Here is a 20711-nt window from a genome sequence, read left to right as displayed (position 1 = left end):
AAGATGTCATCGGCCCCTGTCAGGCTAACTAAGCCGACAGATCGCCTTCTCAGTTTTCGGGGACCCTGAACGGATCGTTATACAGTTGCGCCCCCAGGTCGATCCATTCTGCCAGCAATCGCAGTTCTTCTGCCGTCAACCAGCCATCGTGGATTCCCCCGCCGGTAAAGGTATCAAAGAATGCCGCCGAATTGCGCGCCTGCCCGGCACGAATCACCGAGGCTACCGGTACTGTTTCTGTCACCGGAACCGGATTACCCATGTTATCCAGAATCAGCTCGCCGTCTTCATCAGTTTGGTAAACGACATTGCCTTCCCCATCCGTGACGATCACCAGGCGATCCACCAACGCCCCGTCTTCCAGGATCTGCTCGTTGTCGTTGAACAGTAATTCCCGGTAACTGGTAGGTTGTAATGGCTGGTCCGCTGAAGCTTCACCGGTGAGCTCCAGCTGGGCAGGGGGTACCTGCAGCGCATTCATGGCATCGCGACGGTTGTGGCAGGAAGAACAGGTCACGTCCTGCAGATTGCCATCCACATCCGCCTGGCGGGGCAAATCCCAAAGCGGCTGGATATGATCCTCGTAGTGAATCACCATGCGGCATTCCGCTTGCCATTGCTGCTGACACTGCACGGTAGCCGGCGCCAGCGTCTCCAGGTCCGCATAGGCCAACAGCCAGTCTTCACTCGGTGCCGGGTCGCTCCAGGCATCAAAATCACGCATATCGATACTGGGAATTTCCCGTTCCGGGTAGAGCCGGGTCAGGGCCTGTGCCATGGTTTCGCCAGCATCGGCGAAGCCCACCACATCCGTGCGAGTGTTCGGGAACGGCTGACCGGTAGATGGCGCGCCGGTATTGATGGAGGGCGCCATGCCATCGGTACGGCCATGGGGCAGCGGCGAATTGTTGGCATGACACCCCTGGCACTGCAGGGTTTCTCCGGGCCGTACGTTGATCCAGGCACCATGCCGGTTATAGACCGACTTGCCGTCCGCATCCACCAGCTGCAAACCCAACGGCGCATCCGCCGGGACCTGCACCCGCACCGAGCCATCCGGCTCCACGGGAACATAGCCAACGATCTCACGCATGCCGAAATTCGCCGCCCGCCCGAATTGGGCACCGGCGATATCCCGCACATCCTCATCGGGAATCAGCACCCCCTTGGTAATACGCAGGAACCGAACCCGCCGTTGTGAAGGCGTCACCAGGGAGGGATCCCGGTACTGTTCCAGGGAGGCAATCCCCGGCAAGCCAGGCGTGTTGAAGGTGACGAAACGGCTGTCCATGTCGTAGACACTGCGGATATCCAGCCGTGCCAGATTTTCCTCGGCAAGCGCCTCATCCCGGACACTATCCAGGGCCTGGGACGGCAAGCTGCGCGGCGTGGCCACCGCCAGCTCGGTCACCCAGAGATTATCCCGGGGGGAGACGACAGGGCGCTGGGTACCCTCAGCGGGATCCAGTATCCACAGACCGAAAGCCGGCGGCGCTTCCGGCAGCCCCTGACCCAGGTAATCCGCGGTGCAGGGGCGCAGCGTATCGCCCTCCAGCAAACGACAGGGAGACCAGGCCATCAGAAACCGGCCTGAACCATCATCCATGCTCACCAGATCCGCCAATCGGCCTTCCACGGCCACTGTGTCATCCAGGGTGGCAGCCGGACCGGGCAGGACCTGCTCCGGTTGACTGGCCACCCGCCCATGGAGCGGACCCTCTCGATTGACGAAGTTATCGATATCGATGGCCAGCGGCTGCATTTGCCCGGCTCCGGCTTCACGCAAACGGGCGGCGGTCAGCAGGCGCCCATCCCCCATCAGGGACAGGGGCAGGAATTCCCGGGTGCGATCATCGCCGGCGTCATGACTGTCAGCGCCATAAAGCGGCGACAAACCACTGCCATCCGGATTCACCCGGTACAGATCAAAGCGATTTTCGTTGTCCTTGTTGTCCCAGCGCAGAAACAGGATTCGGCCATCACGCCCTACCAGTGGCGCCACATCATGGCTCATGTTGAAGGTGATCTGCTCAATCTCAACGCCATCGGCACTCATTACGTGCAAGGCAAAGGCGGCGTTATCGCGACCCTCCTCCAACGGGGTGAACTGGGGTTTTCCCTCGTCCAGCAAGCGGGCCCGGGCCTGGCGCTGACGGGTGGATGCAAACACGATGCGACCATCCGGCAAATAGGCTGGATAGCGATCCTGCCCTTCTTCGGCACGCAGGTCGCTGCTGATCAGCCGCCGGGCCGCGCCTGATTGAAAGTCGTACTCCCAGAGATTCCAGGTCGGTTGTTCGTCCTCATCCGCGTCCTCAATCTCCGGCGCCCGGGCAGAAAACAGCAGGCGGCTTCCGTCGTAGCTGACAGTGAGGTCACGAATATCATGGCCATCGCCCAGAATCGCCGTGGTGATATCGCGAGCCACAGCACGGGAGGAAGCGCTGTCGCGCACCATCAGCCTGGCACCGGCCTGGAATGAAACCGGCTCCTCCAGAGACTCCATCACGATGCCACCGTCTTCATCCCTGGGCAGATCTCGCTGCACATACGCCACCGGGATATCGGTTACCGTGGGGTCTTTTTGCTGATCCCCCCCGTCCATGCCACCACAGCCACTCATCCCCATGAGCAAGCCCAGCAGGACAGGTACCCTCATTATTTCCACCGTTCGTCCGTTTTTTTCTGGTTTGTGTCAGTATCGCGAATCCGATCTTGATTTTCTGGGCCCCAATTCACAGAGCCTGATGCAGAATGTCATGGACAATAACTGCGGGAAACGGGAAATCTGTTAAACGGTCGCTTTGGGCTGCCAACCAATGGCAACCAACCGACACCGTAACAAAGAAAAAGGATACAGCCATGAAAGGCTATCGGGGGATCTTTCTGGTGGCGCTGGCTTTGAGCCTGCCTGTAACAGGCATGGCCAACAGTCGCGACCAGGCGCAACGCATACACAACCGTCTTGCCGGCGTGCCGGCGGATGCCGCCACATTGAACACCATGGTGAACCTGATCGAGGGCAATGCCTCCAGCGGCCCCCGTGATGCCGCCGAATTGGCCATGGAGCACCCGGCGTTCTATAACGTCACACTCAAGCAATTCGCCACACCCTGGACCAATGAAGCCCAGGATGTGTTCGCTCCCCTGAATGATTACACCGCCACGGTGATTGGCGCGATTCGCGACGATCTGGACTTTCGCCGCATTCTCTACGATGACCTGCTTTATGTGGGCAACGTCAGTCCGGCAGCCTCTGCGGACAGCAATGCCCATTACCGCAACCTGGAGAGCCAGCACGCCAACCTGGCCGAGGTGCTTTCTGCCAGCAGCCAGGCCAGCCAGTACGGCACCCCCTCCCAGGCTGTGGCCGGTGTATTGACCACCCGTGCCGCTGCCAATGCCTTTTTCTATGCCGGCACCAATCGGGCCATGCTGCGCTTTACCCTGATGAACCATCTCTGCCGAGACCTGGAACAGGTCCAGGACACCACCCGCCCCTCCGACCGCATCCGCCAGGATGTGAGCCGCAGCCCGGGCGGCGACAGCCGAATTTTCCGTAACAACTGCATCAGCTGTCACAGTGGCATGGACCCACTGGCCCAGGGATTTGCCTACTACGACTGGGAAGGCCCCCAGGAAGGGGATGGTGGCCGCATGGTCTACAACACCAGTGCCGACCCGGACACCGGCACCCGGGTGCAAGGCAAATATCTGATCAACAGCAACAACTTTCCCTGGGGCTACATCACCCCCGACGACAGCTGGGACAATTACTGGCGTGAAGGCCCCAATGCCAACCTGGGCTGGGACCCGAACCTGAACGGCAGCGGCAGTGGCGCCGCCAGCCTGGGGCGGGAGCTGGCCCACAGCGAGGTATTTGCTACCTGCCAGGCAGAAAAAGTGTTTGAGGCCGTCTGCCTGCGCAAGCCCGCAGACGGGAACGACACCGCCCAACTGGCCAGCATGACCAGTCAGTTCAAAAATGATAACTACCGCATGAAGACGCTGTTTGCCGATGCGGCCACCTACTGCATGGGGGACTGAGGCGATGCGATATCTTCCACTTGTCAGCGTACTTTGTGCCGCACTGATCAGCGGCTGCGGCGGCAGCGGCAGCGGCTCCGACACCACCCCGAATCGCAACAATGGTGGCGGCAACAACAACGTCAATTATGATGGCCCGGCGCCGCGCAACGCCGACGTCTCCGCGTTCAAGATCTACATCTGGAATAACCTGGTCAGTGAACAGCGTTGCGGCGCCTGTCACCGTGACCAGCAACCGGCTTTCCTGCAGACCGGCGATATCAACCAGGCCTATTCAGCGGCAAACCCGCTGATCAACCTCAACCAGCCTGCGTCCTCGCAGATGGTTCAGAAAGTGGCCGGTGGGCATAACTGCTGGGAATCCGACCCGCAGTTCTGTGCCGACCAGATCAGCACCTGGATCAGCGCCTGGGCAGGCGAAAGCCTGGGACTGGGCGGCGGCACCACGGAACTGGAAGAACCGCCAATCAAGGACCCGGGAAACAGCAAGAACTTCCCCCAGGATCCCAGTCTCTTCCAGACCCATGTCTACCCGCTTCTGGATGACCATTGCAGCGACTGCCACCAGAGTGACGCCAACACTCCGCAGGGCCCCTACCTGGCCGCGGATGACGTGAACGAGGCCTACATTGCCGCGCGCAGCAAAATAGACCTGAACAGCCCGGAGCTGAGCCGACTGGTCGAGCGCCTGGGCGAAGACAGCCACAACTGCTGGAGCGACGACTGCGACAGTGATGCCCAGGCCATGGAAAATGCCATTCGTGCCATGGCGGATGCCATCATCCCCACCGCGCCGGACAGCGACCTGGTGCTGAGCAAGTCACTGAATGTGGACGACGGCACCCTGGCAGCCGGTGGCGGCCGCTACGAAAGCAACATCATCGCCCGCTACGAATTCAAGACCGGCGAAGGCCTGACCGCCTTTGACAGCTCCGGCGTGGACCCGGCCATTCACCTCCAGTTCAGCGGCGACGTGACCTGGGAAGGCGGCTGGGGCATCCGCCTCAACAACGGCAAGGCCCAGGGCAGCACGGCCACCAGCAAGAAACTCAGCGACATGATCCGTGCCACCGGCGAGCTGACACTGGAAGCCTGGCTGGTACCCGCCAGCACCGGCCAGGATGATGCGCACATCATCAGCTACTCCGCCGGCCCGGACGCCCGCAACCTGACCCTGGCGCAAAGCGGCAGCAACTACCAGGTACTTCAGCGAATCGGCGAAGCCACCGACGGCAACGGCGAACCGGCACTGGACACCGCCGATGACCCGCTACAGGCCAGTTTGCAGCATGTGGCAGTGACCTTTGATCCGGTAAACGGCCGGCAGATCTACATCAATGGCGTGCGTAATGGTGCCACTGACCCGGTCACCCCCGCCCTTCTCAACACCTGGGATGACACCTTTGCCCTGGTGCTGGGTAATGAAGCTTCCAGTGACCGGCCCTGGGAAGGCGTGATCCGCTTTGCTGCCATCCACAACCGCGCCCTCACCGAAGCACAGATTCGCACCAACTTTGACGCCGGCGTGGGCGAGCGTTACTTCCTGCCGTTCTATATTGGCCACCTGATCGATCAACCCGGTGCCTATGTGGTGTTTGAAGTGTCCCGCTTTGATAACTTCAGCTACCTGTTCGCCGCCCCCTACTTCATCAACCTGGAACAGGACATTGTCAGTGATGAAGTTCCCCTGGCCGGCCTGCGGCTGGGCATCAACGGCCAGGTGCCGGACGTGGCGCAAGCCTTCGCCACCCTGGATACGCAGATCGGTGGTGACGGCTACAGCGAACAGGGGGAAACCCTGTCACGCCTGGGCACCCTGCTACCGGTGGAACAGGGTCAGGACAATGACGAATTCTTCCTGACCTTCGAACGACTGGGCAGCCATACCCATGTTCACACCGAGCCACAGCCCCTGCCGCTGACACCCAATGAATACGGAGAGCAACCTCTTGCCGGGCTCCGCAATTTTGCGGAAATCAACGCCACCATGAGCACCCTTACCCGGGTCCCGGAAGGCTACGGCGATGTGCCCGACACTTACCAGCGCCTGCGCACCCAACTGCCCAGCGAGGAAAACATCGAGGCGTTCCTCACTGCTCACCAGGTGGGCGTCGCCCAGTTAGCCATCGAATACTGCAACGCGCTGGTGGAGGCCGAACGCACCAATGATGCCGCCATTCCCCCTCTGTTCGTGGGGCTCAACTACAACGCCGGCGCCAACACCATCACCCCTCAGCAATGGCGTGACTGGGTGATTTCACCGCTATTCGAACGCATGGTCGGCAATGGTCAGGCCGACCAGCCGGCCCGCGCCGATGTGGAAGGAGAACTGGAACAGCTGCTGTTTGATACCAACCTGACCCAGTGCAGCAGCGACTGCGTGGAACGCACCGCCACTGCCGCCAAGGCGGCCTGTGCGGCCATGCTGGGCAGCGCCACCATGCTGATGCAATAGAGCCTGTTTGGGGACAGAATCATGAAACGTAACTTTTTCAGAAAACGTCGACAGCCCCTGCACCCGGATGCACCGCTGTTAAACCTGGGACATGGCAAGCCGGTCAGCCGCCGGGACATGCTGGGGCGAGGCCTGATCACCGGGGCCGCCTTCGGCAGCGTGGGCCTGTTCGGGCTGTTCAGTAATCCCCGCGAGGCCATGGCCGCTCTGTCCGGCGACCTGGAAGGGATGAAAACCGATTGCGGTATCGCTGCCGCCGGCGCCGGCAAGATTCCCTTTATCTGTTTCGATCTGGCTGGCGGCGCCAACATCGCCGGCTCCAACGTGCTGGTGGGGGGCCAGGGCGGACAACAGGATTTTCTCAGCAGTGCTGGTTACTCCAAGCTGGGCCTGCCCGGCAACATGGCACCCAACAATGATCCGACCACCATCAACACGGATCTTGGGCTGGCTTTTCACAGCGATTCGCCTTTCCTGCTGGGCATCCTTGACAAGGCACAGAATGCCGTCGGCAACGTGAATGGTTGCGTGATTCCGGCGCGCTCGGAAAACGATACCGCCAACAATCCTCACAACCCCATGTACGGTATCTTCAACGCGGGCGCCGACGGCGAACTGCTTTCGCTGATTGGTTCGCGCAGCTCGGTTTCCGGCGGCAACTCCATGGCGCCGGACCGCTCCATCATTGCCTCGGCCCGCCCCACCAAAATCGATCGCCGCTCGGATGTGACCGGCCTGGTAGACACCGGCAAACTGGTCGGCCTGCTTGATCAGGCGGATGCGGTGTCGGTGATGGAGTCCATCGCCCGCATCAGCCACAAGCGCATCGACCGTATCGACAGCGGCCTGACCGATGCCAACCGCCGCGACAACCTGCGCAACCTGCTGCGCTGTGGTTATGTGGAAGCGGCCGATATCACCGACCGCTACGGTGATCCTTCCACCCTGGATATCCGTGAGGACATGGACATCCTCAGCATCTTCTCGGACGCCGAACTCAACGATCGGGAATTTGAAAAAACCGCTTCGGTAATGAAACTGGTCGTCAACGGTTACGCCGGTGCCGGCTGTATCAGCATGGGCGGCTTTGACTATCACACCGGCGAACGGGGTACCGGCGAAATCCGTGACCGCCGTGCCGGACGCTGCATGGGCGCCTGTCTGGAATACGCTCGTCGCAAAGGGGTACCACTGATGATCTATGTGTTCAGTGATGGCTCCGTGGCCAGCAACGGGCGCATTGATGATTCCGCGGATGGCCGTGGCAAGGGCGAATGGGCCGGCGATAATTCTTCCACCGCGGCATCTTTCTTCCTGGTCTACAACCCCAACGGACGTCCCACCCTGAATACCGTAGGCGGCACCGCCGAACAGCATCAGCAGTTGGGCTGGATGCGCCCGGATGCCTCGGTGGAGACCGCCGGCACCCCGGCCGCCAACAATGTGAACTTGCTGGCAGAGACTGTGTGGCTTAACTACATGGCGCTTCATGGGGAGCAGGGCTTGTTCTCGGAGAAGTTCCCCAATCACAGTCTGGGCAACAGCGCTTCCATGGACCGGCTCACCGCCTTCGAGCCCATCGTCAGTGGTACCATTACCTGACCGTCACCGTTGGCGCTTTGCTGGCAAAGCGCCAACATCCACACACTGGTCCCGGATACGCTGATGCTTCGCCCCCACCTGCTGCGCGCACTGTTTGCCTGCCTTGTGCTGCTATTGTCACTCCCCGTGTACGCCAACTGGCAACAGCACCACTGGGATGTGATGGGCACCCGCGCAAGCGTCTCCCTGTGGTCCGAAGACGATGCCACCGACCTGTTCCAGCGACTGGAAACGGAGATGGAACGGCTCAACCAGTTGCTCTCTCCCTGGGTGGACGATAGCGAGCTTGCCCGGCTCAACCGGCTGGGGCACAAGGCACCGCAAACCATCAGCCCGGAGTTTTACCAGCTACTGGAACGGTCTCTCTATTTCTATCAGCTCACCGACGGCGCCTTCGATATCACCTTTGCCAGTGCCGGTCATCTCTATGACTATCGGCAAGGCAAGGCACCGGATGAGACAGCGCTGGCCGATGCCACACGTCACATCGGCGCCGACCGTATTGCCTTGCTACCGGATCATCGCGTGCATTTTCGTTCGCCCGGCACCCGCATCGACCTGGGCGGCATCGCCAAGGGGTATGCGATTGATCGGGGCATCGCGCTTTTGAAAGAAGCAGGCATTGCCCATGCCTGGTTGTCACTGGGCGGCGACAGCTATGTGCTTGGCGACCACCGGGGGCGACCCTGGGAAGTCGGCATCCAGCATCCCCGTAACCGGGAAAAGGTGGCCATGCGACTGCCCATCGCCGACCTGGCCATGTCCACCTCCGGCGACTACCAGCGCTACTTTATCCGTGATGGCCGCCGCATCCACCATATCCTGTCGCCGCAAACCGGCAAGAGCGTTGATGGCCTGGCCAGCGTTACCGTACTGGCCGGCAACAGCCTGGACGCAGATGCTCTCTCGACCAGTGTCTTTGTGCTGGGAGTGGAAAAAGGTCTGGCGCTGATCAATCAGCTGGCGAACACCTCCGCCATCATCATCGATCGCCGCGGTAACGTGGTTTATTCCAACGATCTCACCGCACCGGAATAGGCGGCACTCCCCCTCCCGGCTATTCCCGTTTCGTTCCTAGGGGCGGGCTACCAGCCAGGTGCCGGCGCCAATCATGGTGCAGCCGGCGACCATGTTCAGGGGCTTTCGCCATTGGGGATGACGGTGACGGGCAATCCGCTCGGCCAGCAACGCATAGATGGCCTTAACGCCACCCACACTGAAAACCGTAATCAGCAATACCGTAACAAGATACCCGACAGCCGGGGTGTGCATATCCACAAACAGCGGAAACAGGCTCGCGTAGAACACCATCGCCTTGATATCGCCCAGGGTGACCGCCAGCCCGGCCAGAAAGCTGGCCACCTTGCTACTCCCCCTGATGGACGCGCCGCTGACGGTTGTGTCACGACTGCGGATAAGCGTGATGCCGAACCACACCAGCCAGAGCCCGGCGAGAATTCGGACCAGAGAAAAAAAACCACCCAGCTGCCGCGCCAATTCGGTCATGCCCCACAAGGCAAGGCCGGCAAACAGCAGATCTGCCACCACAATACCGGCGGCGACCCAGAGGCCGTGCCCCACGCCCAGTCGGGCAGAACGCACCACCACCAGCGCCACACTGGTACTGGGCAGCGCCGCCAGCAGCATCATCACCGGTATCAGTAACAGTACCCCGTATCCATCCATGGCCATGCCCTGCCATCAATCTGTTGCCCGTCAGCAAGGCAGCCATAAAGCCGCTACCCGGTTGTCCTCGGCACCCTGAGCCAGGCGACGAGAGTGTCAGCGCCTACTCTACCGGCGCCTCGACACCACTGGCAGCCGCCGGCTCCCGGCGATTGCGCAACGCCTTGTTATACAGATCCGCCAGCCCCTCATGGGCCGCCGCACTGAACCGTTTCAGTCTTTTGCGGGTTACCGTGACCTGTTCAAACGCCGACGCTTGCAGCGAGTACTGCTGACGGCGCATGAGTCGCTCACCACGCTGTTGCAAGCTGGCCAGCTCCCGCTCCAGGGCGGGCAGTTCCTGGCGGAAGTATTCCAGCCGCTGTACCCGGTTGCTGGCCACCATGACCCGGCTGCGTAACACCCGGGTCTGATCCAGCAGGGTGCTGATCTCACTGAGCTCCTGCTTTCGCTGCCATTGCCGCGGTACGATATCCTCCTGCATTTCCCAAAGCAGAATGCCTTTGTAGAAATCCAGCTTGGCGGTCATATCCGGCCGTTTGCGCTTGCCCCAGCCACGGGTCTTGCGCTCCGCTTCCTGCTGGGCCTCCCAAAGGCGTTGTTCCTTGTCGGTGGCAAACGGCAGGGGGTCCTGCTCGGATACCGCCGTGTCATAGTCTCGCTGCAATCGGGTCAGGCGCTCCTGAAAATCCTGCCGGGACAACTCCCGTAGCAGGGCCTTCGCTTGGGGTCTGACCTGCTGATGCTTTCGCTCATGGGCGGCGAGCATGGTCTGCATGGCAGGCAGGGTATTCTGCCATTGGGTGAGCAGATTCCGCTGACGCATCAGCTCGTGATAATTGTGCCAACCATGCTGGAATTCCGTGGTGGCAAACCATTCATAAAACGTGGGGAAGCTCTTTACCCGTTTCGGCAGAAACGGCGGCACCGGGTCCATGGCGGTGGACCAGCGGGGCTCACCCACCATTTCCTCAAACCAGGCGCCGCTGGCAATGCGTGCCTCCACCTCCAGCAGGTATTGCTCCAGCCCGTCAAAACGTTCCAATGCGGTCTGGAAAGCCTGACGCGCGGAACGCTGATCGCCCATCTGCTCGTAAAGGTAAGGGATGGCCAGCTGCGCTTCCTGCACCGTGGAGCGCTGAATTGATTGCCGGTCCAGTTTCTGCAGCACCGGCAGGGCCCGGGCCGGCTGGTTCTCGATCAGCAGGGCGCGGGCGTAAAGCAACAGGGATACATCGGCAAAGGGCCCTTCCAGGCGCGCATCACGAAGCAGTTGCAGGGCACGGTCTTCCTGGTCGCTGCGCAGCATGTAGATGGCCAGGGCCAGCATGGCCTTGTCCTTGATGGCATTCACTTCCGGTGCGCCGGGCGGCAGATTGGCCAGCTCCCACAACCATTCCTGGCCCAGCCCCGGGTGCTTGCCATTGATCCAGCTGATCGCCAGGTTGTATCGCAGATAGGCATTGAGCGGGTGGTTTTCAGCAAAGGCATCCAGGGATTCCGCCGCCTTCTCATAGCGACCCAGGCGCATCAAGACCCGTGCCCGCAGACTGAGGTAGACCTCTTGCAAGCCTTCAGGAGGGGTACCCACCTGCTGTTCCAGGGTCTCCAGGGCTCGCTGGTATTTTTGCTGGCGGTAGAAAAGACCGGCCAGATGAATCCAGGCTCGCTGGGCCACCTCGCCACTGACCTGCTGATCCAGCAGGGCACTGAAGACACGCTCAGCATCCTCCGGCATACCGTAGGCGCTGTACATGGCTCCCAGCAGCACCTCCAGGTCGGCCCGGTGCACATCCACCTCACCCCGCTCCAGGGCCATTTGCGCCCGGGTCAAGGCGGCAAAATAGTCGCCTTGCAGGTAGAGATAGGCCACTTCCCCATAGGCCAGTTCCTGTACCTGATGCGGCTTATCCAGCCGTCCCCAGGCCAGTGAGCTGACCAGCATCAACACCATGGCAGACCACTTCAGCATGCTCGCCTCAGCGCCAGTCACGGAACAGGAGACGGGGCTGCTGTTTGGCCTTGTCGTCCTCGATATGCAGCTGCACGAAATGGCGACCATGGCGCTTGTCGAATCGACCGGTCACACCCCGGCGGATCTCGCGGCCCTCTGGCCCCATACCGGTTACGAAAGCAACGATCTCATGCTCGCCGTTCTTTACGTTGGCCAGTGCCAGCCGCTGCACCGCCCCGTTTTTCAGGGCACGCAATTCCCGCTCGGTATAAAGGTGACTGGCCAGCACTTCACCATCCAGCTCCAGGGTCACACTGTCCGGCTGGAAGTAATGGCCCACATCCAGCGACACATAAATGCCCACCTGGGTATCCGCCGGGAACAGCAACTCCTCTTCCAGAAGCAACAGGCGTTTATTGACTTCCAGCACGTCGCGTTTGAAATCCGCCAGTTCCTTGTCCAGCTCGGCGGCATGAAGCTGGCTGGCAAACAACATCAACAGCAACACTACTACACGGCGCATTGCGCTCCCCCAATCCTGATGGTTTTTTGTGAATCTACCATAGCCATGTCCCTTTGACTGTTGTGATTGTCACAACTGATCCCCTCTTCACGTCAGCTTGTCCGACTAACGGCGATTCTTCCGCCATGACCAGCGAATCCCTTCCCTACCCGGTACTGATTACCGGCGCCAGTTCCGGTATCGGTCTGGCGCTCACTCACCTGCATCTGTCGCGGGGAGATCACGTCATTGCCAGCAGCCGACACCCTGACCACTCTCCACTGGCAACATTGAACGACCACAATGACCGCCTGAGGTTGATCCCGTCAGATCTGGCAACCGCCCAGGGGCCGGCCTCACTGGCTGCGGCCACCGCCGGATACACCGACCATCTGTCCCGTGTCATCCACTGCGCCGGTGTCTTGCACGACTCCGGTCACAATCGTTCCCCGGAAAAGCGCCTGGAAGATCTTTGCGCAGAAAACCTGGAATACAGCTTCCGTCTGAACGCCTGGGCCCCCATATTGCTGGCCCAGGGGCTGCTGCCACTGCTTCGTCAGCAACCGGCAGTCTTTGCCGCCATTTCCGCCCGGGTGGGCAGCATCACCGATAATCATCTGGGCGGATGGTACAGCTATCGCAGCAGCAAAGCGGCACTGAACCAGCTATTGCGCACCTTCGCGGTGGAAGCCCGCCGTCGGGCCCCTAAACTGACGGTGCTTGCCCTGCACCCCGGAACAACGGATACCCCCCTGTCGGCGCCTTTTCAATCCCGGGTACCGGAAGGAAAGCTGTTCTCGCCACCATGGGTAGCCGAACAACTGACCCAGCAGCTGGACAGGGCGACCCCGGAACAGAGTGGCCGCTTTATCAATTGGCAGGGGGACACGCTCCCCTGGTAACAGATACAAAATTGTCACACTTGTCGCTTGCCACACCCCGCCGATCCGCGCCACTATCAAAAGGTCGATACACCTCGTGTATTGGCATCCATGCCGGCGGCCCGATCAGGATGCCGCGCCATGCGCGCCCCGCCAGGGGCGCGGTGGCGTGGCGGGAGACCGGGCCGTTCGGCATGCACCTATCCTGTCTCTCCGCGACAACTCATCCGCCTGCTTCATTGATGCAACTTTCCCGCTATGCTTGCCTCTAACCGGGCCCATGCAAAGGAGTTAGGGAATGAGAAAGATTGCTGCCATCTGGCTGATCATGGCTGCCATGATCACAAGCGGCTGCCAGACACTGGGATCACTGGAAGCCCCGGAGGTCAGCGTTACGGGCATTGCCCTCAATAGCATCAGCCTGTTCGAGCAGGAATGGGGATTGACCCTGCGGGCCCGCAACCCCAATGATCGGGAGCTGACCCTCAAGAGTCTCGACTACGAGATCTTCATCAACTGGGAAAAGTTTGCCCGCGGCCTCACCGGTGAGAGCGTGACCCTGCCCGCCATGGGCGATGCCAAGGTCAACACCACCATTACCACCAGCCTGCTGAGTAGCCTGAAGCAGTTACAGAACATCCAGCAGCAACAGGACAAGCCCCTGCAGTATCGACTGGTGGGCAAGGCCCGCGTTGCCGGCGTACCGCTGCCGCTGTCTTTCGACAAGGAAGGCGAAATGACGCTGCCTGCGATGCCTTGAAGTGCCTGAGCGCATAGCAGCCTGATTTCGTTAACAACCCTTGCTGTAGGAGCGTCGCTCGCGGCGCGATGAAGGAGGCCAGAATCGCGCCGCCAGCGACGCTCCTACAGCCTATTCAAGAAACCTCTGTGATAACACGTCACTTCCTCTGCCGCTCGCGCCGAAACCGGGCCGGGGTCTGGCCGGTCCAGCGGCGGAAAGCGTGATTGAAGTTGGACAGCTCGGAAAACCCCAACCGCTCACTAATCTCTTCCATGCCCAGTCCGCCCAGAATCAACCACTGTTCCGCCAGCATCCGCCGCACTTCATCCAGCAGCTCCCGATACCCGGTACCTTCTGCTTGCAGCTGACGACGCAGGGTGCGGCTGGTGACGCCCAGGGCGGACGCCATGGCTTCCATACCCGGAAAGCTGCCCGGCTGGCTGAGCAGGCGCCGACGTACCTGCAACGCCACCCCGCCCTGCCGATAGCGCTGCACCAGTAATTGCTGGCACTGCTCCTCGCAGAGCCGGGCGGTGACCGGGTTGGCCTGGGGCAAGGGCATATCCAGCAGACCGGCCACAAAGCGAGCCTGGTTGTGTGACTGATCGAACCGGGGGGGCAGGCCAAAAATGGCCGTAAACGGCGCCGGGTCCTGAGCCGGTAAACGCAGGGCCAGGTAAGACAGGGGAATCCGGCTGGCGAACAACTCTTCCTGGATCATCATCACGGCGCTGGCATCCCGCGCCAGCAGATAGGGCCGAATGGTCTCCGGCAGCCCGCTGTCTTCCAGCATCAACACCGCCTCGCCCTGCACTTCATCGAGTCGGATATCCAGAAAGGCAAAGGTCAGATCCAGATAACGCACCCCCAGCTCCACCGCCTGCCGGAGGGTGGGGCTACTGAGCAGGGCAAAGCCCCACACTCCGTAGCTGCTCAGGTGATAACGCTGCCCCATTGCCAGGCCATGCCGGACCGGATCCCCCAGTTGTGCGCAGAGGTTCTCAACCACTCGCCGCTCCTGGGCCCGCTCGATGGTGGTTTCCGGCCGGTGCAGCATGGCCGGGTCGATGTCACTGCCCGACAGACAGGCTTCGGGGGCCAGCCCATGCTCGGCGGCGTAGGCCACCTGCAGACGCACACTGGTGATAGCTCGACGTACATCCATGAAATGTCCGTTTCCCACAATTTTATGTCCCAGAATGCCATAAACAAGGCGTATCCGTCCCGTTAGAGTGATCCTCAATAAAGTTTATCGGGATGTTTACCATGCAAGTGACCCACAACGTGGTGATTATCGGTGCCGGCTTCGGCGGACTCGGCATGGCCATTCGCCTGAAAGCCCAGGGCGAAGAGAATATTTTGATGATTGAAAAAGGCCACGACGTGGGTGGCTGCTGGCGTGACAACACCTACCCCGGCGCCGCCTGCGATGTGCCCTCGCATCTGTATTCGTTTTCCTTCGAGCGCCATTACCCCTGGAGCCGCCGCTTCGCACCGCAACAGGAAATCTTCGCCTACCAGCAATACTGTGCGCGCAAGTACGACCTGTACCGGCACATCCGCTTCCACACCGAAGTGGCCGAGGCCCACTACCGTGACGAAGATGGCATCTGGGAGCTGACGCTCACCAATGGCGACACCCTGACCACCCGGGTGCTGATCACCGCCACCGGCCAGCTCAACCAGCCCGCCTACCCGCCGCTGTCCGGTATCGAGGATTTCGGCGGCGCCCATTTCCATAGTGCCCGCTGGGACCACGACGTGGACCTGACCGGCAAGACCGTGGCCGTCGTGGGCACCGGTGCCAGCGCCATCCAGTTCGTGCCGGAAGTGGCCAAGGTGGCCGGCAAGGTAAAGCTGTTCCAACGCTCCGCTGCCCATGTGATTGCCAAACCGGATCGGGCCTACAGCAAACTGGAGCATCAGGTACTGAGCAAGGCACCGATTACCCAGACCCTGGACCGGCTGCGCATCTATGCTACCAATGAATCCCGGGCCCTGGGCTTCACCTCCTTCCAGAAAGCCATGAAGGTGTACGAGTGGCTGTTCCGCCGCCACCTGAAGCAGCAGATCAAGGACCCGGTCCTGCGCGAGAAGCTGACCCCGGATTACCCCATGGGCTGCAAGCGCATCCTCATGTCCAACGATTACTACCCGGCCCTGGCCCAGGACCATGTGGAAGTGATCAACCACGGTATCAGCTCGGTGGACCAGAGCGGCCTCACCGACAGCACCGGCACCCACCACGACGCCGATGTGATCATCTACGGTACCGGCTTCAAGGCCACCGACTTCCTCACCCCCATGACCATTACCGGCCGTGATGGAGCCGATCTGAATGCGGTGTGGAAAGACGGCGCCGAGGCCTATCTGGGCATCACCGTGCGCGGCTTTCCCAACCTGTTCATGCTCTACGGCCCCAACACCAACCTGGGCCACAACTCCATCATCTACATGCTGGAAAGCCAGATTCATTACATCCTGCAATGTGTGGCGCAGATGGACGAACAGGACATCAAGGCACTGGAAGTGCGTGACCGGGTACAGGACGAATTCAACAAGACGGTGCAGGACAAGATCAGCAATACCGTCTGGGACAAGGGCTGCCACAGCTGGTACAAGACCGAGAGTGGCAAGAACACCAACAACTGGCCCGGCTTTACCTTCGACTACCGCCGCCAGACACGGACCCTGGACCTGAGTGACTATGACCTCCTTCGTTGATCGAATCAGCCGGGCCCAGTCCGGCACCCAGCAAATACTGGCCGGCGCCCTGCGTCAGTCCCTGGCCATGCTGTTCAAACCGGTGGCCAACCCGCGCTTCAGCGTGAAGACGCAGCGCCGCTGGATGGACATCATGGCCAAGACCACTCTGGTCGCCCGTGATGTGCCCAGCCATGACGCGCCCCTGGGTGACGTGCCCTGTCGCCACTACGCGCCCCTGAATGCCCAGGGCACCGTGCTCTACCTGCACGGTGGTGGCTATGTGGCCGGCAGCCCGGAAAGTCACCGCTCGGTTACCTCACACCTGGCGAAATTCGCCAATGCCCGCGTGGTGGTTCCGGACTACCGGCTGGCACCGGAGCATGCCTGCCCCGCCGCCATCGAGGATGCCGTGGCCGTGTACGATGCCCTGCTGGCAGAAGGGGTGGACCCTGCCACCCTGGTGATTGCCGGCGATTCCGCCGGCGGCGGCCTCGCCCTGGCCACCCTGCAAGCACTGAAAGCGAAAAAAACCGCCTTGCCCAGCTGCACCATCCTGATCTCGCCCTGGGTGGACCTGAGCCTCAACGATCTTTTCGACACCGACCGGGACATCATGCTCAGCCCGGCCTGGCTGGCCAGCGCCGCTGACGCCTATGGCGGTGAAGATCCTGCCCGGCCGGCCTGCTCCCCCCTCAATGGCGACCTGACCGGTCTGCCCCCGGTACTGATTCAGGCCGGCAGCGACGAGATCCTGCTCAACGACAGCCACCGTCTGTGCAGCGCCCTGAACGACGCGGGCACGCCAGCCCGTCTGCAGGTCCACCCGCAACGCTGGCATGACTTCCAGCTCCATGCCGGAGTGTTGGCCGATGCGGACCAGGCCCTGATGACCTGCGCCCGGTTTATCCATAAACACTGGAAGGATGTCAGCGCATGAAACGTATCCTGATCACCGGTGCCGCCAGCGGCATCGGCCTGGCCACCGCCAGACATTTCCATGACAGCGGTTGGCGGGTGGGCCTCACGGATGTGAACGACACTGCGCTGGCCGAGCTGGCGGCCACATTGAACGACAGCTGGTACCGGCGACTGGATGTGACCGACAGCATTGCCTGTCAACACGCCTGCAGGGACTTTGCCGAAGACGGCTGCATCGATGTGCTGTTCAACTGTGCCGGCATCCTGCGCATGGGACCCTTCGAGTCCATCAGCGCAGAGCAGCACAGGCAGATCATCGATATCAACGTGACCGGGCTGATCAACATGAGCCTGGCCGCCCACCCTTTCCTTCAGGAAAGCCGGGCGGCGGCGATCATCAATATGAGTTCCGCCTCAGCCCTTTATGGTGTGCCACATTTTGCCTCTTACTCCGCCAGCAAGTTCGCCGTGCGCTCACTCACCGAAGCGCTGAACATCGAATGGGGCCGACAGGGTATTCGTGTGGTGGACATCATGCCCCCGTTCGTGAAAACCCCCATGGTGGAGCAAGCCAGCTTCCGTCCGCCGATACTGGACCGCATGGGTGTCAATCTGAGTGCCGACGACGTGGTGGCAAAGGTCTGGCAGGCCGCGAACGAAAAAGTCCCGGTGCACAACCCGGTGGGGCTCAGCTTCAAGCTGCTGAAGCTGTTGGACAAGGCGTTGCCCAGCGGCTCGACACGTCTGTTGCTGCAGTTCCTGAGCCGGGATTGACGCAGCTTCTCCGTAGGAGCGTCGCTGGCGGCGCGATAAAGGAAGTCAGAATCGCGCCGCCAGCGACGCTCCTACAGCCGGGGGGTCAAGCTAGGGCTCGTCCTGAGGTGCCAGGAAGGTAATCGTCACCTTTCTGCGGCCCCACTGCCTGGCCGCCTGTATGTCCTCACCCATGTAAATATCGATCTTCTTTTTCCAGCGCCAGTGCATCTTGTCCTTCACCTGCCAGGTCCCGGGCAAGCCCTCAATCTGCACCTCGGCATTGTAGTCCAGCCCCAGGGGGATCAGATCCCGTGACACCGCAATGGCCTTCATACCCGGCGTGAGGCGATCGCCCCAGGCGGCCAGGGCATGGTCCGCACCGGCGCCCTGACCGTGCAGGGAATTGTACGCCGTGGCAGTCACTGTCATGGTCACCGTGTCCGCTGCAGCGGGGGTTGCAGTATCCGCCTCGCAACGCGCCACCAGCCAGGTCACCGCCAGCAATGCCAGGGTAAAGGCGCAGGCATTCACTCGCCGTTGCGGGCGGATTGCTAGACTCATTCGATGATTCTCCGTCTGGTCACACTTGTTATGCTTCACGGTCTGCTGTCGGCCTGCAACCTGGTTTCCGACAAAAGGGCGGAGGATACGGCTGCCCCTGCGCCCCTCACCGATACCCTGCGCCAATGGCAACCCGCCGGGGAGCCCGATGCGGTGATACTGGGGTTGCACAGCTTCGGCGACTACGGCGCCGCCTTCGAGGCGCTGGGCCCTTACCTTGCGGATCATGGGCACCTGCTGATCAGCTATGACCAGGCCGGATTCGGCGACCGAATCCAGCAGGGCCAATGGGCCGGGGAGGAGCAACTGGTCTCGGAAGCCATCTTCCAGATCGAGCAACTCTATGAACGCTATCAACGTCCGGTGTTCCTTGTCGGGGAAAGCCTGGGGGGCGCCGTGGCGATCCTGGCAGCCCTGGAGGTGCCAGACAAAGTCGCCGGCATGGTGCTGGCCGGGCCCGCCGTACGTGAAGGCATTCGCCTGCGTTATGGCTGGAATGCGGCCATCGCCAGCGCCGCCTTCCTGGCCCCGGGATATCGTCTGACCGTGGACCGCCGCCCCGATGATCCGCACCTGGCAGACCATAGTGCCCAGCGGCTGGCAACGGATCCCCGGGTGATCCGTAATGTGCGCATGGATGCCTATTGGGGTCTGATCAAGCTGGCTGACAGCGCCAGCGACCGGGCGCCCTCGATCCAGACACCGTCACTGCTGCTCTACGGCGGCAAGGACAACTCCGTGCCTGCGGCCGGGATCAGCCATCTTCACGACCACCTGGCAGACCAGGGCGAATACCGCTTCTATCCCGAAGGGCCTCACCTGCTGCTCCAGGGTCCCCGGTGGCAACAGGTGGCTGATGACATCCTCGACTGGATTGATCGCACTCCGCATTAGATTGGCCTCACAGGACGCACTCATACTGGTAAGCTGGCGCAAACCACAGCGGAGCAAATCATGAGCAAGCGTGTCCTGATTACTGGCGGCAATTCCGGCATCGGCTACTGTACCGCCGAGCAACTGGTCGGCCATGGCGCAGAAGTGTCACTGGCCTGTCGGGACCAGACCAAGGGCCAGGCTGCCATTGCTCGCATCAAGAATCGCCATCCTGACGCCAAGGTCCGGCTGTTCCCGCTGGATCTTTCCGATCTGGAGAATGTCCGCGACAACGCCGCGATGATCTACCGCGAGCTGGGCGAGCTGGACGTGCTGATCAATAACGCCGGCGTCGTGCCCACTCAGCAGGAATTCACCCGCGAGGGTTATGAAATGCAGTTCGGGGTCAATTATCTGGCGCCGGTGCTGTTCACCCACCTGATGTTGCCGCTGCTGAAAAAAGGGAATCAGCCACGCATCCTGCACGTCGCCTCCGTGGCGCATTGGCTGGGACGGATCAACAAGAACACCTGGCGTGGCCGCAAGCCCTATCTGGTGATGGATGCCTATGGCCAGTCCAAGCTGGGCAACATCCTGTTCAGCAATGTGCTCGCAGAGCGCCTGCGGGATATCGGCATTACCAGTAATGCGCTGCACCCCGGCGGCGTGGACACGCCGATCTTCCGTCATGTGCCCAAAGCGGCCATGGCCCTGATCCGCCCCACCCTTACCACTCCGGAAAAGGCGGCGACCCTGCCGGTGAGCCTGGCGCTGGACCCGCAGTACGCTGACATCACCGGGGAATACTTCGCCAACCACAAACCGGCCCTGCGTTCGCCACGGGCACGCAACCAGAAGCTGGCGGAAGAGTTGTATTTCGACACCATGGCCGAGCTGGACCTGCCGACGCTGTGAGAATCCCACCACTGAGATAACGCCTTTCCCGCAGGAGCCATGCCGGCATGGCGGAAGGGGCTTCAGGTTCGCAGGAAGAACCTTGCAAGCAGAGGATCCTTTTCGCCATGCAA

Annotated in this window: 17 protein-coding genes; 11 read left to right on the top strand and 6 right to left on the bottom strand. The window is 61.3% G+C overall.

The window, feature by feature from the left end:
• Positions 1-49: 49 nt before the first annotated feature.
• The gene (locus A0251_RS05625; RefSeq protein WP_062815849.1) at positions 50-2659 is read right to left on the bottom strand and encodes a hypothetical protein; all 2610 of its coding nucleotides are present in this window, start codon (positions 2657-2659) and stop codon (positions 50-52) included.
• A gap of 203 nt (positions 2660-2862) precedes the next feature.
• On the opposite strand from A0251_RS05625, the gene A0251_RS05620 reads away from it, so the two are divergent.
• From A0251_RS05620 to A0251_RS05605, 4 genes are all read left to right on the top strand, one after another.
• Positions 2863-4047 (top strand): hypothetical protein, encoded by a 1185-nt coding sequence (locus A0251_RS05620; RefSeq protein ID WP_062815848.1) that lies wholly within the window; start codon positions 2863-2865, stop codon positions 4045-4047.
• Between the two features lie 4 nt (positions 4048-4051).
• A complete protein-coding gene (locus tag A0251_RS05615) occupies positions 4052-6502 on the top strand; it encodes a LamG domain-containing protein (protein ID WP_062815847.1) in 2451 nt (816 codons plus the stop codon).
• Between the two features lie 21 nt (positions 6503-6523).
• Positions 6524-8104: a hypothetical protein gene (locus A0251_RS05610; RefSeq protein ID WP_062815846.1), complete on the top strand. Its 1581-nt coding sequence runs from the start codon at positions 6524-6526 to the stop codon at positions 8102-8104.
• A gap of 63 nt (positions 8105-8167) precedes the next feature.
• Positions 8168-9142 carry an FAD:protein FMN transferase gene (locus A0251_RS05605; RefSeq protein ID WP_062815845.1) on the top strand — a complete coding sequence of 325 codons (975 nt, stop codon included), beginning with the start codon at positions 8168-8170 and terminating at the stop codon, positions 9140-9142.
• A 36-nt stretch (positions 9143-9178) separates the two neighbouring features.
• On the opposite strand, the gene A0251_RS05600 is transcribed toward A0251_RS05605, so the two are convergent.
• From A0251_RS05600 to A0251_RS05590, 3 genes are all read right to left on the bottom strand, one after another.
• Positions 9179-9790, bottom strand: coding sequence for a LysE family translocator (locus tag A0251_RS05600; protein ID WP_197461853.1), 612 nt, complete (start codon positions 9788-9790; stop codon positions 9179-9181).
• 103 nt (positions 9791-9893) lie between these two features.
• Positions 9894-11762 (bottom strand): lipopolysaccharide assembly protein LapB, encoded by a 1869-nt coding sequence (locus A0251_RS05595; protein ID WP_062815843.1) that lies wholly within the window; start codon positions 11760-11762, stop codon positions 9894-9896.
• 7 nt (positions 11763-11769) lie between these two features.
• Positions 11770-12267, bottom strand: coding sequence for a hypothetical protein (locus A0251_RS05590; RefSeq protein ID WP_062815842.1), 498 nt, complete (start codon positions 12265-12267; stop codon positions 11770-11772).
• A gap of 125 nt (positions 12268-12392) precedes the next feature.
• Between A0251_RS05590 and A0251_RS05585 the strand changes: the two genes are divergently transcribed.
• The gene (locus A0251_RS05585; protein WP_062815841.1) at positions 12393-13148 is read left to right on the top strand and encodes an SDR family NAD(P)-dependent oxidoreductase; all 756 of its coding nucleotides are present in this window, start codon (positions 12393-12395) and stop codon (positions 13146-13148) included.
• A 277-nt stretch (positions 13149-13425) separates the two neighbouring features.
• Positions 13426-13887 carry an LEA type 2 family protein gene (locus tag A0251_RS05580; protein WP_062815840.1) on the top strand — a complete coding sequence of 154 codons (462 nt, stop codon included), beginning with the start codon at positions 13426-13428 and terminating at the stop codon, positions 13885-13887.
• Between the two features lie 139 nt (positions 13888-14026).
• Here A0251_RS05580 and A0251_RS05575 read toward each other — a convergent pair whose 3' ends face one another.
• A complete protein-coding gene (locus A0251_RS05575; RefSeq protein WP_062815839.1) occupies positions 14027-15034 on the bottom strand; it encodes an AraC family transcriptional regulator in 1008 nt (335 codons plus the stop codon).
• Between the two features lie 101 nt (positions 15035-15135).
• On the opposite strand from A0251_RS05575, the gene A0251_RS05570 reads away from it, so the two are divergent.
• From A0251_RS05570 to A0251_RS05560, 3 genes are read left to right on the top strand one after another with little or no spacing between them, the layout of a single operon-like run.
• Entirely contained in the window at positions 15136-16593 is a 1458-nt protein-coding gene (locus A0251_RS05570) for an NAD(P)/FAD-dependent oxidoreductase (RefSeq protein WP_062815838.1), read from the top strand.
• Positions 16577-17512, top strand: a complete 936-nt coding sequence (locus A0251_RS05565) for an alpha/beta hydrolase (protein WP_062815837.1) — start codon at positions 16577-16579, stop codon at positions 17510-17512. The genes A0251_RS05570 and A0251_RS05565 overlap by 17 nt, the downstream gene beginning before the upstream one ends.
• Positions 17509-18267 (top strand): SDR family oxidoreductase, encoded by a 759-nt coding sequence (locus A0251_RS05560; RefSeq protein ID WP_062815836.1) that lies wholly within the window; start codon positions 17509-17511, stop codon positions 18265-18267. Before A0251_RS05565 ends, A0251_RS05560 begins: the two co-directional genes overlap by 4 nt.
• A gap of 90 nt (positions 18268-18357) precedes the next feature.
• On the opposite strand, the gene A0251_RS05555 is transcribed toward A0251_RS05560, so the two are convergent.
• Positions 18358-18810 (bottom strand): 3D domain-containing protein, encoded by a 453-nt coding sequence (locus A0251_RS05555; protein WP_062815835.1) that lies wholly within the window; start codon positions 18808-18810, stop codon positions 18358-18360.
• Between the two features lie 30 nt (positions 18811-18840).
• Between A0251_RS05555 and A0251_RS05550 the strand changes: the two genes are divergently transcribed.
• Both A0251_RS05550 and A0251_RS05545 read left to right on the top strand, forming a co-directional pair.
• On the top strand, positions 18841-19704 hold the full coding sequence (locus tag A0251_RS05550; protein ID WP_231874170.1) for an alpha/beta fold hydrolase: 864 nt from the start codon (positions 18841-18843) through the stop codon (positions 19702-19704).
• Positions 19705-19764: 60 nt separating this feature from the next.
• Positions 19765-20598, top strand: coding sequence for an SDR family oxidoreductase (locus A0251_RS05545; protein WP_062815834.1), 834 nt, complete (start codon positions 19765-19767; stop codon positions 20596-20598).
• The last annotated feature ends 113 nt before the right edge of the window (positions 20599-20711 follow it).

Origin of the sequence: Alcanivorax sp. NBRC 102024 (assembly GCF_001602235.1) — a bacterium.
GTDB lineage: Bacteria > Pseudomonadota > Gammaproteobacteria > Pseudomonadales > Alcanivoracaceae > Alcanivorax.
Note: the sequence above shows the minus strand (reverse complement) of the source record. Positions and strands in the feature narration are given on the sequence as shown.

What these genes read in the sequence shown, in the direction of transcription:
- A0251_RS05575 (WP_062815839.1), bottom strand. Translation starts at nt 15,034, where the DNA reads ATGGATGTACGTCGAGCTATCACCAGTGTGCGTCTGCAGGTGGCCTAC.
- A0251_RS05560 (WP_062815836.1), top strand. Translation starts at nt 17,509, where the DNA reads ATGAAACGTATCCTGATCACCGGTGCCGCCAGCGGCATCGGCCTGGCC.
- A0251_RS05620 (WP_062815848.1), top strand. Translation starts at nt 2,863, where the DNA reads ATGAAAGGCTATCGGGGGATCTTTCTGGTGGCGCTGGCTTTGAGCCTG.
- A0251_RS05605 (WP_062815845.1), top strand. Translation starts at nt 8,168, where the DNA reads ATGCTTCGCCCCCACCTGCTGCGCGCACTGTTTGCCTGCCTTGTGCTG.
- A0251_RS05600 (WP_197461853.1), bottom strand. Translation starts at nt 9,790, where the DNA reads ATGGATGGATACGGGGTACTGTTACTGATACCGGTGATGATGCTGCTG.
- A0251_RS05595 (WP_062815843.1), bottom strand. Translation starts at nt 11,762, where the DNA reads ATGCTGAAGTGGTCTGCCATGGTGTTGATGCTGGTCAGCTCACTGGCC.
- A0251_RS05590 (WP_062815842.1), bottom strand. Translation starts at nt 12,267, where the DNA reads ATGCGCCGTGTAGTAGTGTTGCTGTTGATGTTGTTTGCCAGCCAGCTT.
- A0251_RS05625 (WP_062815849.1), bottom strand. Translation starts at nt 2,659, where the DNA reads ATGAGGGTACCTGTCCTGCTGGGCTTGCTCATGGGGATGAGTGGCTGT.
- A0251_RS05570 (WP_062815838.1), top strand. Translation starts at nt 15,136, where the DNA reads ATGCAAGTGACCCACAACGTGGTGATTATCGGTGCCGGCTTCGGCGGA.
- A0251_RS05565 (WP_062815837.1), top strand. Translation starts at nt 16,577, where the DNA reads ATGACCTCCTTCGTTGATCGAATCAGCCGGGCCCAGTCCGGCACCCAG.
- A0251_RS05545 (WP_062815834.1), top strand. Translation starts at nt 19,765, where the DNA reads ATGAGCAAGCGTGTCCTGATTACTGGCGGCAATTCCGGCATCGGCTAC.
- A0251_RS05615 (WP_062815847.1), top strand. Translation starts at nt 4,052, where the DNA reads ATGCGATATCTTCCACTTGTCAGCGTACTTTGTGCCGCACTGATCAGC.
- A0251_RS05580 (WP_062815840.1), top strand. Translation starts at nt 13,426, where the DNA reads ATGAGAAAGATTGCTGCCATCTGGCTGATCATGGCTGCCATGATCACA.
- A0251_RS05585 (WP_062815841.1), top strand. Translation starts at nt 12,393, where the DNA reads ATGACCAGCGAATCCCTTCCCTACCCGGTACTGATTACCGGCGCCAGT.
- A0251_RS05610 (WP_062815846.1), top strand. Translation starts at nt 6,524, where the DNA reads ATGAAACGTAACTTTTTCAGAAAACGTCGACAGCCCCTGCACCCGGAT.
- A0251_RS05555 (WP_062815835.1), bottom strand. Translation starts at nt 18,810, where the DNA reads ATGAGTCTAGCAATCCGCCCGCAACGGCGAGTGAATGCCTGCGCCTTT.
- A0251_RS05550 (WP_231874170.1), top strand. Translation starts at nt 18,841, where the DNA reads ATGCTTCACGGTCTGCTGTCGGCCTGCAACCTGGTTTCCGACAAAAGG.